Here is a 14,781-nt window from a genome sequence, read left to right as displayed (position 1 = left end):
AGACCGGGTGTGCTTCATCAAATCATCGACCGCAGGCTTGCCGGCAAGAATAAGAGCATTGCCAACCGCGAACGCTTTCTGCGTCGCGTGAAGAACTATATTCGTCGCGCCGTATCCGACGCCGTGCGCGACCGCAGCATCAAGGATATTCAAAACACGCAGAGCATCACGATCCCGCGCAAGGACATCGCGGAGCCGACGTTCCGGCATGGGCCGGGCGGCCGCCGCGAGCACGTGCACCCCGGCAACGAGGATTACGTGCGCGGCGACAAGATTCCGCGTCCGCAAGGCGGCGCGGGCGGCGGCGGCAGTCAGGCGAGCAACGAGGGCGAAGGGCAGGACGACTTCGTGTTCGAGCTGTCGCGCGACGAGTTCATGCAGTACTTCTTCGACGATCTCGAGCTGCCGCGCCTGGTGAAGACGCACCTGCTGACCGTGCCGAGCTGGAAGAGCGTGCGGGCCGGCTGGGCGGCCGAGGGCACGCCGAACAACATCGACGTCGTGCGCTCGCTGAGAAGTGCGCTCGGCCGCCGGATCGCGCTCGGCTCGCCGCTCGTCAACGAACTGCGCGAACTCGAGGAGCAGCTCGACGTGCTGAAGAGCGATCCCGACGACCGTCGCACCGAGATCGCCGAGCTCGAGGAGCAGATCCATCATCTGAAGGGGCGCATCTGGCGGATTCCGTTCATCGATCCATTCGACCTGCGCTACATCAACCGCGTGAAGCAGCCGCAGCCGTCGAGCCAGGCAGTGATGTTCTGCCTGATGGACGTGTCCGGCTCGATGGACGAGCAGCGCAAGGATCTCTCGAAACGCTTCTTCATCCTGCTGTACCTGTTCCTGAAGCGGAACTACGAGCGCATCGAGGTCGTGTTCATCCGCCATCACACGCGCGCGGAGGAAGTCGACGAGGAAACGTTCTTCCATTCGACCGAGAGCGGCGGCACGGTCGTGTCGAGCGCGCTCGAGCTGATGCGCAAGGTAGTGAACGAGCGCTACTCGCCGACCGAATGGAACATCTACGGCGCGCAGGCGTCCGACGGCGACAACTGGACCGACGATTCACCGAAGTGTCGCAAAATCCTGGAAGAGGATATTCTCACGAAGACGCGTTACTTCGCGTATATCCAGGTCGCGCCGGAAGAGCAGAATCTGTGGCTGGAATACGCGCAGCTCGCGTTGTCGCAACCGCATCTCGCGATGAAAAAAGTCGAATCGGCTGCCGACATTTACCCGGTATTTCGCGAATTGTTCGAAAAGCAGGTCGAAATGTCATGACGACTCGCCATCTTCACAACGAATCGCGCGGCTACCAGCCGCGCCGTTCGGGTGACGATGACGGCCATGCCGCAGCGCAGCGCGGCCAGCCGGCATCAGGCGAAGGCGAACCTGGGCAGCCCGCGCCGTCGGCGCCGCCCGCCGCAGAACGGAAGGAAGCGCGTATGAACGTTGCCGAACGCAAGCCGCTGCCGTGCCCGTCCGACTGGACGTTCGAGCTGATCGAGGAATACGACACGCACATCGCGCAGGTCGCCGAACAGTATGAGCTCGATATCTATCCGATCCAGCTCGAGCTGATCAGCTCCGAGCAGATGATGGACGCATATGCGTCGGTCGGGATGCCGGTCAACTACCGGCACTGGTCGTTCGGCAAGCATTTCCTGTCGACCGAGAAGAGCTATCGGCGCGGCCAGATGGGGCTCGCGTACGAGATCGTGATCAACTCGAACCCGTGCATCGCGTATCTGATGGAAGAGAACACGATGACGATGCAGGCGCTCGTCGTCGCGCACGCGGCCTACGGTCACAACTCGTTCTTCAAGGGCAATTACCTGTTCCGGCTGTGGACCGACGCGCACGCGATCATCGACTATCTGGTCTACGCGAAGAACTACGTCGCCGAATGCGAGGAGCGCTATGGGCTCGACCGCGTCGAGGAGCTGCTCGACTCGTGCCACGCGCTGATGAACTACGGCGTCGACCGCTACAAGCGGCCGCAGAAGCCGTCGCTGTCGAAGGAATCGGCGCTGCGCCGCGAGCGCGAAGCGTATCTGCAATCGCAGGTCAACGAGCTGTGGCGCACGCTGCCCGCGAAACAGCAGATGCTCGCCGAGGAAGAGGAGGGGCGCTATCCGCCGGAGCCGCAGGAGAACCTGCTGTACTTCGCGGAAAAGAACGCGCCGCTGCTCGAGCCGTGGGAGCGCGAGGTGATCCGCATCGTGCGCAAGATCGGACAGTACTTCTATCCGCAGCGGCAGACGCAGGTGATGAACGAAGGCTGGGCGACGTTCTGGCATTACACCCTGCTCAACACGCTGTACAACCAGGGCAAGCTCGCCGATGCGTTCATGATGGAGTTCCTCCATTCGCATACGAGCGTCGTCTATCAGCCGCCCGTCACGAAGCCGTACTACAGCGGGATCAATCCGTATGCGCTCGGCTTTTCGATGATGAGCGACATCCGGCGGATCTGCGAAGCGCCGACCGACGAGGACTACAAGTGGTTTCCCGAGCTCGCCGGCAGCCCGTGGCTGCCCGCGCTGCACTACGCGATGCGCAACTTCAAGGACGAGAGCTTCATCGCGCAGTATCTGTCGCCGCACCTGATCCGCGAGATGCGCCTGTTCTCGGTGCTCGACGACGACATGCGCGATTCGCTCGAGGTGTCCGCGATCCACGACGACTCCGGCTATCAGTACGTGCGGCAGGCGCTGTCGCGGCAGTACGACATCCATCATCGCGAACCGAACATCCAGGTCTGGTCGGTCAACACACGCGGCGACCGCAGCCTCACGCTGCGCCATTTCATGACCGATAACCGCCATCTGTCGAACGACAGCGACGAGGTGCTGAAGCACATGGCGCGGCTCTGGCAGTTCGACGTGTTCCTGGAAAGCGTCGACGAGGCGGGCACCGTGCGCAAGCGCTACGAATGCCGCTACGTCGCGCCGGAGTTGCGGCTCTGAGATGGAGGTCCAGACCACCCCAACCGCGCTGTCCCCGCACGACACCCGGCGACGCATATTCGCGATCGTCGGCGCGTCGTCCGGCAATCTCGTCGAGTGGTTCGACTTCTATATCTATTCGTTCTGTGCGTTGTATTTCGCGTCCGCGTTCTTTCCGCACGGCAACACGACCGCGCAGTTGCTGAACACGGCCGGCGTGTTCGCGGCCGGCTTCCTGATGCGGCCGATCGGCGGCTGGCTGTTCGGCCGCATCGCGGACCAGCACGGCCGCCGCACCGCGATGATGACTTCGGTACTGATGATGTGCGGCGGTTCGCTCATGATCGCCGCGCTGCCGACCTACGCGCAGATCGGCGCCTTCGCGCCGCTGCTGCTGCTCGTCGCGCGGCTGTTCCAGGGGCTGTCGGTCGGCGGCGAATACGGCACGAGCGCGACCTACATGAGCGAGGTCGCGCTGCAGGGCCGTCGCGGCTTCTTCGCGTCGTTCCAGTACGTGACGCTGATCGGCGGCCAGTTGTGCGCGCTGCTCGTGATCGTGATCCTGCAGCAGACGCTGTCGAACGACGATCTGAAGGCGTGGGGCTGGCGCATTCCGTTCGTCGTGGGCGCGGCATCCGCGCTGATCTCGCTGTATCTGCGCAAGTCGCTCGACGAAACGTCGACGAACACGTCGCGCCACGCGAAGGACGCCGGCACGATTCGCGGCGTCTGGCAGCACAAAGGGGCGTTCTTCACCGTCATCGGCTTCACCGCGGGCGGCTCGCTGATTTTCTACACGTTCACGACGTACATGCAGAAGTATCTGGTCAACACGGCCGGCATGCACGCGAAGACCGCGAGCAACGTGATGACGGCCGCGCTGTTCGTCTATATGGCGCTGCAACCGGTGTTCGGCGCGCTGTCCGACCGCATCGGCCGGCGCACGTCGATGCTGCTGTTCGGCGCGTTCGCGGTAGTCGGCACGGTGCCGCTCATGCACGCGCTGAAGGGCGTGACGAGCCCCGTCGCCGCGTTCGCGCTGATCACGGTCGCGCTCGCGATCGTGAGCTTCTATACGTCGATCAGCGGCCTGATCAAGGCCGAGATGTTCCCGCCCGAGGTGCGCGCGATGGGCGTCGGCCTGTCGTATGCGGTTGCGAACGCGCTGTTCGGCGGCTCGGCCGAGTACGTCGCACTGTGGTTCAAGTCGATCGGCAGCGAGGGGACGTTCTACTGGTATGTGACCGCGCTCTGCGCGATCTCGCTGATCGTGTCGTACCGGATGCGCGATCCGAGCCGGGAAGGGTATCTGCGGCACGAGCCCTGAGCCGGGAGCCCTGAGCCGAGTGCCCTGAGCCCTGAGCCGGCTCGCGCGTCGTCAGGCCACGTCGCCGTACCGCGCGTCGAACATCGCGCGCAGCGTCGATGTCGTCGACATGCCGGCCGCGAAGTCGCCCCACAGCGGGCCGTCCGCCTGCGCGAACGCGAACGGCGACGTGCCGATCGACGCGAATCTGAAGCGCCATTGCGCCGCTTCCACGCGGAACGCGGTGAGCTGCATTGCGGACAGCGCAGTCTGCGCATTCGCGAGCGTGACGATCGGGTCGACCGGCTGATCGGCGATCCGCACTTCGAAATGCAGATGCGGGCCCGTCGCCTCGCCGCTCATCCCGACCGCGCCGATCCGCTCGCCTTGCCGGACCGTATCCCCGACCTTCAGGCCCGGCGCGAACGCGGACAGGTGCGCGTAGTACGTCGAGTAGTGGCTCGCATGATCGACGATCACGTATCGGCCGTAGCCGCCGGGATCGACGCCGACGAACGCGACGACGCCGTCGGCGGCCGCGTCGACGGGCGTGCCGGTCGGCGCGACCAGGTCGACGCCGGTATGGAACTCCGCCTGATGCGTGAGCGGATGAATACGCTCGCCGAACGGCGAGCTGATGCGCGTCCACTGGACGGGCATCTCGAACGCGGCGGCTTCGAGCGGCGCGCCGTCGAACGTGTAATACGCGCCTTGCGTCGCGCCCGGCGGGACGAACCACACCGCGCCGAACGTGCGGCCGGCGACGTGCAGCTCGAGCGCGGTCACGCGCGGCGTGCCGTCGACGGAGTCGAATGCGATCCGGTAACGGTCGCCCGGCTGCGCATCCGCGTGCATCGGAATCTTGCCGGATACGAGGTCGCCGAGCTGAATCGCGACTTCGGGCGGCAGATCGAGACGGTTCAGCGTGTCGGACAGCGTCAGCTCGACGTTGCCGGCGCGCAGTCCGTGTCCGGACTCGGCGGATGCGAGCGCGAAGAGGCTCGCCGAGCCGAGCACGTCGTCGCGATGCGCGGCGAGCGGCGCGAGGAGGCCGGGGGAGGGGCTGCGCTCGCCGGTCATTTGTGCGAGCTCGTCGGTGACGAAATGCTGCGCGGTGGGGAACGGCGTGTCGGACAGCACGCGTTGCGGCAGCGCGGCGGCGCGCGTTTCGGTAACGTCGGGCGCGCTCGACAGCGCCGGCAACGCGAGCGCGAGACCGAGCACGGCGACCGCGCCCAGCACGATGGCGGGCAGCCGCGCGCGGCCGGCCATCGGCGCGCGGGCATCAGGGTAGGTGACAGACTTGACCAAGGGTGTCCACATCAGGAAAAGCGGTTCGAACGAAAGAGGGCGGGCGGACGCCGCGAGCCGGGCACGCGTCGGGCGGCGGTGGGCCGTGTGGCGAGCGTACAAGCAGGCATACAAGCGGGCGTACAACGAAACAGGCCCCTCACGGGGCCTGTTTCGTTTGCCGTTCGGCCCAGCGAGCGGGCAAGGCTCGCTCCGAACGGCGGCGTTAATTCGGGTCGAAACCCGGATCGCGCGAAGAAACTAACCAATAATGACAGCGTTCACGCGCAGATGTTCCGGATTTGATGAAAATATTAAACGGGGTCTGTCCGTTTGTTTCGCATGGCGGGAATGACCGTGACGGTAGGGGGCAATTAAAAAACGCCTCCCGATCGTACGTCGCGCCAAAACAATTAAAAGAGAAATCGGCGAATCGAATCCTTTCACTGAAAACGACAGATCAAAAAATAAATAGCTGTAGATCCGGTATTTTATTTATATCGGCATCACGGATGCATCCGGCATTGCGCAAGAACAATAAAAACAAAGCAACTTCGGCGGATCCAGTCAATGAAACCCGCGAACCGCCACCCGGCGCGGAGCAAGCCGCTTTCATTTTCAGGTTGAAAAATCAATTTCCAACAAAAGACAATCCGCGATTTGCTTTGCCAACCCAATCGATATAATCTGAGCTTTACAACAAAGCAGACCGTCTCGGCATCGTATTTTCCAGGCATTTCATTTATCGACAAATCACACACAGAATCGGCCATGAAACAGTTCATTTTGCCTGTGTTCGTCAGCGCGGCACTGTCCACTTCGAGCCTTTCCGCTGGAGGCAGCACGGTCAGCTTCACCGGCGAGATCGTGGCGGGTGCGTGCGGTATCGATGCCGGTTCTCTGGATCAGACCGTCCGCCTCGGCGTCGTGTCCGCAAACAGGTTCAAGGCGGCCGGCGACCGGTCGGCGTCGCAAACCTTCGATGTGACGCTCACCGACTGCGACACGTCCGTCGCGCGAAACGCGTACTTCACGTTCATCGGCACCGGCCACCCGGCGGCTCCGGCCCTGCTGGGCGTCGTCGGGGCCGCCCGCAACGTCGGCGTGCGGCTGCAGGCGGCGTCCGGCGAATACATCGACAACGGCTTCGAGCAGAAGCGCCCGATCGTGCTGCAGCACGGTTCGAACGTCGTGCGCTTCTCCGCGATGTATGAAGCGACCGCCGCCACGGTCACACCCGGCCGAGCCGACGCCGTCGCGAACTTCCGGGTGCGCTACCACTAGCGCGGCACCTCGGGGAAGACGCGCGCCGTCTTCCTGATCCCCACTTTTCCGTCCCGTCTTCTTCCGCGTCCCGGGCGTGCCGTCGTGCTGCGTATCCGAGCTGCCGTTATCTGCCTGTGCGCGTGGGCCGTCGGGGATCCGGGCATCGCGACGACGTTCAATCCATCGTTCCTGAACATCGGCGGCATGAACGACAACGTCGACCTGTCGCGGTTCGAGCAGCCCGACTTCACGCCGCCCGGCGCGTATCTGCTCGACGTCGACGTCAACGACGCGTTCCACGGGCTGCAGACGATCGATTTCGTCATTGACGGCAGCTCGCGTGCGAGCCGGCCCTGCCTGACGCCGACGCTGGTCGCGCAGTTCGGGTTGAAGCCGTCGCTCGCGAACGAACTGCCGGGCTTCGACGATGGCCGCTGCGTCGACGTCGGCGCGATCGACGGCGCCACCGTGCGTTATCTGAAAAACGACGGGCGGCTGCGGATCACGATCCCGCAGGCCGCGCTTCGCTATACCGACCCGTCCTATGTGCCGCCCGAGCGCTGGAGCGACGGCATCGCGGGCGCGATGCTCGATTACCGCGTCGTCGCGAATGCCCACCGTGCGCTCGGCGACGGCGCGCAGCGGAGCCAATCGGCGCGGTCGTACGGAACGATCGGCGCGAACTGGCGCGCGTGGCGCTTGCGCGGCGACTATCAGGCGCAGGCACAGGCGAACGGCGGCTCGGCCTATGCGGGGCACAGCGTTCGCTTCAGTCGGCTCTACGGATTCCGTGCGCTGCCATCGATCGCATCGACACTGTCGATCGGCGACGACTATCTGCACTCGGACATCTTCGACACGTTCGCGCTGACCGGCGCGACGCTGCGCAGCGACGATCGCATGCTGCCGCCCGCGCTACGCGGCTACGCCCCGCTGATCACCGGGGGCGCGCGCACGAGCGCGACCGTCACGGTATCGCAGCAGGGTCGCGTGCTGCTCGTCACGAAGGTGTCGCCGGGCCCGTTCGCGCTGCAGAACCTGCACACGAGCGTGCAAGGCACGCTCGACGTCGCGGTCGAGGAGGAGGACGGCACGGTCGAACGCTTCCAGGTCTCGATCGCGTCGGTGCCGTATCTCTCGCGATCGGGCCAGCTGCGCTACAAGTTCGCCGTTGGCCAGCCGCGCCACTTCGGCGGCACCGGCATCACGCCGTTCTTCGGCTTCGCCGAGGCCGCGTACGGGTTGCCGCTCGACGTGACCGTCTATGGCGGCGTCATGGCCGCCTCGCGCTACACGTCGGCCGCGCTCGGCGTCGGCCGTGACTTCGGGAGGTTCGGCGCGCTGTCGGCGGACGTCACCTATACGCGCGCGCGGCTGTGGTGGAACGGTGCGGCGCACAGCGGCCGCGCGTATCGCGTCAACTATTCGAAACGCTTCGACGCGCTCGACGCCGACGTCCGTTTCTTCGGCTATCGCTTCTCGGCGCGCCACTACGCGAGCTTCGCGCAGTTTGCCGGCGCCCCGGCCGCGTATGCGCTCGCGAACAGCAAGCAGCACTTTTCGGCGACGCTGTTGAAACGGTTCGGCGGGACGTCCGCGTACCTGTCGTACGACAGCACAGCGCACTGGTCGCGGTCGCCCGACCGTCGGATCGGCGTCGCGCTTGCGCGCACGTTTTCGTTCCGCGCGCGGCAGGTGAGCGTCGGCGTATCCGCGTTTCGCACGCAGCGTGCATCGGATGACGGCAACACGGTGTCGCTGACCGTGACGCTGCCGCTCGGCCAGCGGCGGACGTTGACGTCGAACCTGCTGTCCGGTAGCCCGGGCGGCACGAGCGTCAACGCGGGCTACACCCATGACGATCCGGACGGCCGCACGTTCCAGCTCCACGGCGGCGCCACCGATGGCCGCGCGTCGCTGAACGCGAGCATGCTCGCGCGACTGCCGGCAGTCCAGCTGAGCGCGCAGGCGTCGACGGTCGCGGGCAATTACGCGGCCGCGTCGCTCGACGTGTCGGGCTCGCTCGTCGCGACGCGCTACGGCGTGTCCGCGCATGCGAACGGCAACGCGGGCGACACGCGGCTGCTCGTATCGACCGACGGCGTGCCGAACGTGCCGCTCGCGGGCGCCCGTACGCAGACGGGCGCACGCGGCTATGCGACGCTCGACGACCTGTTGCCGTACGAGGCGTACGACGCGGCCATCGACGTCGAACGGCTGCCGCTCGACGTGCACGTCGATCATCCGATCCGGCGCGTCGTGCTGACCGAAGGTGCGATCGGCTTCGTCGCGTTTCCGGCCGCGCGCGGGCGCACGCTATACGTGACGCTCGGCCCGCGCGTGCCGTTCGGCGCGTCGGTGCAGGACGCCGACGACGGCCGCGAACTCGGCATCGTCGGCGAGCAGGGCGCCGTCTACCTGACGCGAGTGCGGCCCGACGCGCGGCTCGTCGTGCGCTCGGCCGCGCACACGCTCTGCACGCTCGGCGCGCTGCCCGACACGCAGCAACTCGACGGCACGCCGATTCCGGTCGCGTGCCGCTCGCCCGATCCGCCGCGCACGGCGGCCACCCCGAACGACTCGTGATTCGAACGACGATGACCCTTTCTTTTTCCCTGCCGACACGACGCGCATCGTGCACGTTCGCGATCGGAATCGCATTCGCCTGCGCGGGTGTCGCCGGCGCCGCGCACGCGTCGATCGTACCCAACCGCACACGCGTGATATTCAACGAGGGCGAGCCGGCGGCGGTCGTCACGCTCACGAACAACGGCGCGATCCCGTACCTCGTGCAGTCGTGGATCGAGGATCCGCACGGGCGGCGGATCACGTCGCCACTGATGGCGGTGCCGCCGCTGCAGCGCATCGACCCGAGCGAGCGCACCGTGCTGCGGATCGCGCGCCTGCCGGGCGGCGATCTGCCGGCGGACCGCGAGTCGGTGTTCTATCTGAACGTCCGCGAAATTCCGCCGAAAACCGACACGCCGAACACGCTGCAGATCGCGCTGCACACGCAGATGAAGCTGTTCTGGCGTCCGAAGGGCGTGCAGCCGGCGCGCGGCGAGGATCCGACGCTGCCGATGACGGTGCGCGTCGATGCGCCCGCGCATCGGCTCGTGTTCGACAATCCGACGCCGTATCACGTAACGATCGTTGGCCTGAAGACTGGCGCGCACGCGACGCCGCTGTCGTTCGATCCGGTAATGGTCGATCCGATGAGCCGCGCGGACGCGCCGTTTGGCGGCGGGGCGCCGGCGTCGCTGTTCGTCACGCACGTCGACGATTATGGCGGCCAGATCACGGTCGAATATGCGTGCAGCGCCGACGAATGCCGGAGCGCGAAGCGATGAGCGCGCGCCGGGAGCGGGGGCTTGCGGCACGGGCGTCGCTTGGCGCAGGCGTGTTCGTGCTGCTCGCGATCGCCGCGCAGCCGGCCCGGGCGCTGCGCTGCGTGGCCGACGACGGCTCGACGCGGCTCGCCGAGCCGATCGGCGCGGTCGCGTCGTATCCGACGAGCGCGCCTGACGGCTACGTGATCTGGGTATCGCCGATGCGCCGGACGACCGGCGAGTGCTTCAAGGATCTCGGCCATTCGCTGAGCCATCCGGATCCCGTCTATTTCTATCCGAATCCGGACCGGCTGGCCCCGGCCGCATGGGGGCTCGAAGTCGGCATCCGTTACAACGGCCAGGATTACTTCAGCGACACGCGCGTGCGGACGCCGCTCACGGTGCCGCCATGCGCGAGCCAGGAATTCAACGACAACGGCGGGCGCTGCAGGCCGTATCGGCTGGGCATCGACTTTCAGGTCATCGTGCGCAAGAAAGGAGCGTGGCGCGGCGCGCTGCCGGACAGCTACACGGCGTTCCAGTTCGACGGCGAGCGCGGGCCGAACATCGTCAACCCGAGCTTTCGATATAGCCTGAGTGGCCTTGGCCGGCTGAAGCCGACCCCGTGCTTCGTCGACGTGACCGTCATGCCGACGTCGGGCATCGTGCGGTTCGGCCCGGTGCAGGCGGTCAGCGGCGGTTTCTCGCCGGCCGAGCCGCGCGCGCGATTCGAACTGCGGCTGGACAAGAAACAATGTAACGTCGCGGTGCGGGTCGACGGCTATTTCGATACCGTGCATACGGTGCGCAACGACCTGTTGCTGCCCGACGCGGACAGCAATTTCGGCATCGGGATCGAGGAGGGCCACGGGCACGCGGTGTCGTTCAACCGGCAGTTCACGATCACCGAGCTGCCCGTCGACGTGGCGACGCGGTCGGTGCCGTTCACCGCGGTGCTGAGGCCGTTCGGGCCGCCGAAGGTCGGGCCGTTTTCGGCGACGGCGACGATCCGGCTGTTTCTTTATTGACAGTCAGCGGCCGCTTCCCGCTATCCTTCGTCCACACACCCCATCCAACAGGAGACGACACCGTGACGCACAGCGTGCTCCCCGCCGGCCTCGCCGACGAAATGATCGAATTGCGACATCGCATTCATGCCCATCCCGAGCTCGGTTTCGAGGAATTCGCCACGAGCGACCTCGTCGCCGAACGCCTGCAGGCGTGGGGCTATACCGTGCATCGCGGGCTCGGCGGCACCGGCGTCGTCGCGCAGATGAAGGTCGGCGACGGCGCGAAGCGCCTCGGCATCCGGGCGGACATGGACGCGCTGCCGATCCACGAGGAGACCGGCCTGCCGTACGCGAGCGGGATCCCCGGCAAGATGCACGCGTGCGGCCACGACGGCCACACCGCGATGCTGCTCGCGGCCGCGAAGCATCTCGCGCACGAGCGGCGCTTCTCCGGCACGCTGAACCTGATCTTCCAGCCGGCGGAGGAGGGCCTCGGCGGCGCGAAGCGCATGCTCGACGAAGGCCTGTTCGAGCAGTTCCCGTGCGACGCGATCTTCGCGATGCACAACATGCCCGGCTTCCCGACCGGCAAGTTCGGCTTCCTGGCCGGGCCGTTCATGGCGTCGTCGGATACCGTGATCGTCGACGTGCACGGCCGAGGCGGCCACGGCGCGATGCCGAACCGAGCCGTCGACCCGGTCGTCGTCTGCGCGCACATCGTCGTCGCGCTGCAGACGATCGTGTCGCGCAACGTCGCGCCGCTCGATATGGCGATCATCACGGTCGGCGCGATCCATGCGGGCGAGGCGCCGAACGTGATTCCCGATCGCGCGCAGATGCGCCTGTCCGTGCGCGCGCTGAAGCCCGACGTGCGCGACCTGCTCGAAACCCGCATCAAGGAAGTCGTGCACGCGCAGGCGGCCGTGTTCGGCGCGACCGCGACAATCGACTATCAGCGCCGCTATCCGGTGCTCGTCAACGACGCGGAAATGACCGCGTTCGCGCGCGACGTCGCGCGTCGGTGGGCCGGTGACGGCGGTCTTCTCGAGAACGTCGTGCCGCTCACCGCGAGCGAGGACTTCGCGTTCCTGCTCGAGAAGCGTCCCGGCTGCTATCTGACCATCGGCAACGGCGACGGCGAGGGCGGCTGCATGGTCCACAACCCCGGCTACGACTTCAACGACGCGGCGCTGCCGACAGGTGCGTCGTACTGGGTCACGTTGGCGGAGACGTTCCTCGTCTGAAGGTCATCAAGGCGTGGCGACCGGCCCGGGAGGTGCTGCCGCGCGCGTCGTACGTCGGTGCGCGCGAGCGCACGTCGGCGCACGTCGGCGCGCGCGCGGGCGGGCGGCGGATCAGACGTACGAGTAGCGCGAGCGGCGGAGCGGCGCGGCGTGGTGCCGATCATGATGGCGATGATGTTGCCGGTGCCGATGGCCCACATGCCGCACGTGCCGGACATGTCGCCCGCGCGCCGCGTGCCGGACGTGTCGGCGCGCCGCATGCGTGCGCCGGTGCACATGCGGCGCGACTTGCCCGGACGACGAAGTGGGGGCCGACTCGGTCGGCATGCCCGGCGGCAACGGCGGCAGATGCGTCGTGTCCTCGGGCTGGGACTGCCCCTCGCCGAATTGATAGGTCTGCGTCTGCGCATGCGCGACGCCCATGGCCGCGAGCAGCATGAACGCGCTCGCCAGGATGCGCTTGAGCTTCGTCATCGGGACTCCGGTCTGTGACGGGTTTCGTCGGGAGGAGGGGCCGCAGCATCGCGCATCGGCGGACGTCAGCCGCGCGCCGGAATAGTGAGCCCGCGCGCGACCGCGGGCCGCGCGACGAACGCGTCGAGCGCGCGCCTCACGTTCGCGAAATCGCCGAAGCCGACGAGTTCGCCCGCCTCGTAGAAGCCGACGAGATTACGCACCCACGGGAAGATCGCGATGTCGGCGATCGTGTACGCGTCGCCCATCACCCATTGCCGTCCGGCAAGGTGCCCATCGAGCACGGCGAGCAGCCGGCGCGACTCGGCGACGTAGCGGTCGCGCGGACGCTTGTCTTCATAGTCGCGGCCGGCGAACTTGTGGAAGAATCCGACCTGGCCGAACATCGGGCCGATGCCGCCCATCTGGAACATCACCCACTGGATCGTCTCGTAGCGGGCAGCGAGCGATTGCGGGATCAACTGGCCGCTTTTGTCGGCGAGATAGATCAGGATCGCGCCCGACTCGAACAGCGCGAGCGGCTTGCCGTCGGGCCCGTTCGGATCGAGAATCGCGGGAATCTTGTTGTTCGGGTTCAGCGACAGGAACTCGGGCGAGAGCTGGTCGTTCGCGTCGAAGCGCACGAGATGCGGCTCGTAGGGCAGGCCGACCTCCTCGAGCATGATCGACACCTTGACGCCGTTCGGCGTCGGCAGCGAATAGAGCTGGATGCGGTCGGGATGCTGGGCCGGCCACTTTTGCGTGATCGGGAAGGCGGACAAATCGGGCATGGTCGAAAGCGTTCGGGGTGGGATGCCGCACGGGCGGACGAAGCGCTCAATGTAGCCGATTTGCGCGGACGTCGCAGCGCGCGGGTCGATTGGCCCGAAGCCGTGCGCGCGCGGCGCGGGAGCGGGCATTCGTCGAGCGTACCGGGGGCTGCCACGATTGCCGGTTTCGGTTACAAATCGATACGCCGCGGCCGCGCCGAACGCGGCAGACTACGCGCGGGCGCATCGCGTCCGCGCGGTGCGAGCGGATGGCGGCGTCCGCGTTTCCACGATTCTGCCGACTGACGGAGAACCATGAAGCTTCGAACGCTGTACTTGCTGGGAATTTCGTCGACGCTGCTGGCCGCGTGCGGGTGGCTCCACGACGGCCCATCCGGGCGCGACGTCGACGCCGCGGTGCGACGCGCGCTCGACGCGGAAAATCACGGGCCGCTGAGCACGCTGCTCGGACAGCCGCTGCCGGTATCGGCCGACGTCACATCGGTCACGCGCGACGGCGACTGCAAGAAAACCGCCGACCGCACGTATGCATGCACGGTCGCGATCGCATGGCACAACGGGCGGTCCAGCGACGGCGACAACGGCGGCAGTGGCAACGGCGACACGACGACGTTGCACGTCCCGCTGTCGTTCGTCCAGGACAGCGACGGTGCGTGGCAAACGTCGAACGTCGATGCCGCGCTGATGACGAGCGCCGCGAAATCGCTGATCGACCGCGTCGGCCGTGCGCTTCACGACGGTCCGGGCAGCGCGGCATCTGCGGCTGAATAGCTGACGCGTCGCGAAAGCGGACGTTACGCCGCGCGCCACGGCTTGAGCTTGCCGTCCGCCACATCCTGAATGACCTTGAATCGATCCAGCTCGCGCATCGTCATTGTTATCCGTTCCGTCGCTGCCATCGAAGCCTCCGGCGCTGGATTCCCAGCAGCCAATCAGCTTACGATGGGCCAGAAAGCGGACGTTTGAACTTAGCCAGAAGCGGACATTACAACTTAGCCGCTACACACAATGTCCCCGCTAAGTTCAATTGTCGTGCTTCCAGCTAAATTGAAATGTCGCGGTGTTTGGGCTTTGTCTTGTCCTTGTTTATGGTGTTGGGGTGGGGCGGCGAAGCCGCCCCCCGTTCCCTGACTCCTTTGGCGCTGAC

General features: G+C 66.3%; 13 protein-coding genes. 9 read left to right on the top strand and 4 right to left on the bottom strand.

Going from position 1 to position 14,781, the window contains the following annotated elements:
- Window positions 1-9 precede the first annotated feature (9 nt).
- Genes HZI36_RS18805 through HZI36_RS18795 form a run of 3 tightly spaced genes read left to right on the top strand, consistent with a single transcriptional unit; the run spans window position 10 to window position 4,272 of the window.
- Window positions 10-1,278 (top strand): DUF444 family protein, encoded by a 1,269-nt coding sequence (locus tag HZI36_RS18805; protein ID WP_179404170.1) that lies wholly within the window; start codon window positions 10-12, stop codon window positions 1,276-1,278.
- On the top strand, window positions 1,275-2,966 hold the full coding sequence (locus HZI36_RS18800; protein ID WP_179404169.1) for a SpoVR family protein: 1,692 nt from the start codon (window positions 1,275-1,277) through the stop codon (window positions 2,964-2,966). Before HZI36_RS18805 ends, HZI36_RS18800 begins: the two co-directional genes overlap by 4 nt.
- Before the next feature lies 1 nt (window position 2,967).
- Window positions 2,968-4,272, top strand: a complete 1,305-nt coding sequence (locus HZI36_RS18795; RefSeq protein WP_179404168.1) for an MFS family transporter — start codon at window positions 2,968-2,970, stop codon at window positions 4,270-4,272.
- 51 nt (window positions 4,273-4,323) lie between these two features.
- On the opposite strand, the gene HZI36_RS18790 is transcribed toward HZI36_RS18795, so the two are convergent.
- On the bottom strand, window positions 4,324-5,562 hold the full coding sequence (locus tag HZI36_RS18790) for a M23 family metallopeptidase (protein ID WP_484478980.1): 1,239 nt from the start codon (window positions 5,560-5,562) through the stop codon (window positions 4,324-4,326).
- Window positions 5,563-6,047: 485 nt separating this feature from the next.
- Window positions 6,048-6,314: a hypothetical protein gene (locus HZI36_RS18785; protein WP_179404166.1), complete on the bottom strand. Its 267-nt coding sequence runs from the start codon at window positions 6,312-6,314 to the stop codon at window positions 6,048-6,050.
- Here HZI36_RS18785 and HZI36_RS18780 point away from each other — a divergent pair.
- From HZI36_RS18780 to HZI36_RS18760, 5 genes are all read left to right on the top strand, one after another.
- A complete protein-coding gene (locus HZI36_RS18780; protein ID WP_179404165.1) occupies window positions 6,313-6,825 on the top strand; it encodes a fimbrial protein in 513 nt (170 codons plus the stop codon). The two genes, HZI36_RS18785 and HZI36_RS18780, sit on opposite strands and share 2 nt — an antisense overlap.
- Window positions 6,826-6,912: 87 nt before the next feature.
- Complete coding sequence (locus HZI36_RS18775) at window positions 6,913-9,393, top strand: fimbria/pilus outer membrane usher protein (protein WP_179404261.1); 2,481 nt, start codon at window positions 6,913-6,915, stop codon at window positions 9,391-9,393.
- Between the two features lie 11 nt (window positions 9,394-9,404).
- A complete protein-coding gene (locus HZI36_RS18770) occupies window positions 9,405-10,157 on the top strand; it encodes a fimbrial biogenesis chaperone (RefSeq protein ID WP_179404164.1) in 753 nt (250 codons plus the stop codon).
- The gene (locus HZI36_RS18765; protein WP_179404260.1) at window positions 10,136-11,164 is read left to right on the top strand and encodes a fimbrial protein; all 1,029 of its coding nucleotides are present in this window, start codon (window positions 10,136-10,138) and stop codon (window positions 11,162-11,164) included. Before HZI36_RS18770 ends, HZI36_RS18765 begins: the two co-directional genes overlap by 22 nt.
- A gap of 62 nt (window positions 11,165-11,226) precedes the next feature.
- A complete protein-coding gene (locus HZI36_RS18760) occupies window positions 11,227-12,390 on the top strand; it encodes an amidohydrolase (RefSeq protein WP_179404163.1) in 1,164 nt (387 codons plus the stop codon).
- A gap of 111 nt (window positions 12,391-12,501) precedes the next feature.
- Here the strand turns inward: HZI36_RS18760 and HZI36_RS18755 are convergent, their stop codons facing one another.
- Window positions 12,502-12,864 carry a hypothetical protein gene (locus HZI36_RS18755; RefSeq protein ID WP_179404162.1) on the bottom strand — a complete coding sequence of 121 codons (363 nt, stop codon included), beginning with the start codon at window positions 12,862-12,864 and terminating at the stop codon, window positions 12,502-12,504.
- A 65-nt stretch (window positions 12,865-12,929) separates the two neighbouring features.
- Entirely contained in the window at window positions 12,930-13,634 is a 705-nt protein-coding gene (locus HZI36_RS18750; protein ID WP_179404161.1) for a glutathione S-transferase N-terminal domain-containing protein, read from the bottom strand.
- Between the two features lie 294 nt (window positions 13,635-13,928).
- Between HZI36_RS18750 and HZI36_RS18745 the strand changes: the two genes are divergently transcribed.
- Window positions 13,929-14,405 carry a hypothetical protein gene (locus tag HZI36_RS18745; protein ID WP_179404160.1) on the top strand — a complete coding sequence of 159 codons (477 nt, stop codon included), beginning with the start codon at window positions 13,929-13,931 and terminating at the stop codon, window positions 14,403-14,405.
- Window positions 14,406-14,781: the final 376 nt, after the last annotated feature.

It is taken from the genome of Burkholderia guangdongensis (genome assembly GCF_013403875.1).
GTDB lineage: Bacteria > Pseudomonadota > Gammaproteobacteria > Burkholderiales > Burkholderiaceae > Burkholderia > Burkholderia guangdongensis.
The sequence above is the reverse complement of the archived record's forward strand: the minus strand, read 5'-3'. Positions and strand labels throughout refer to the sequence as shown.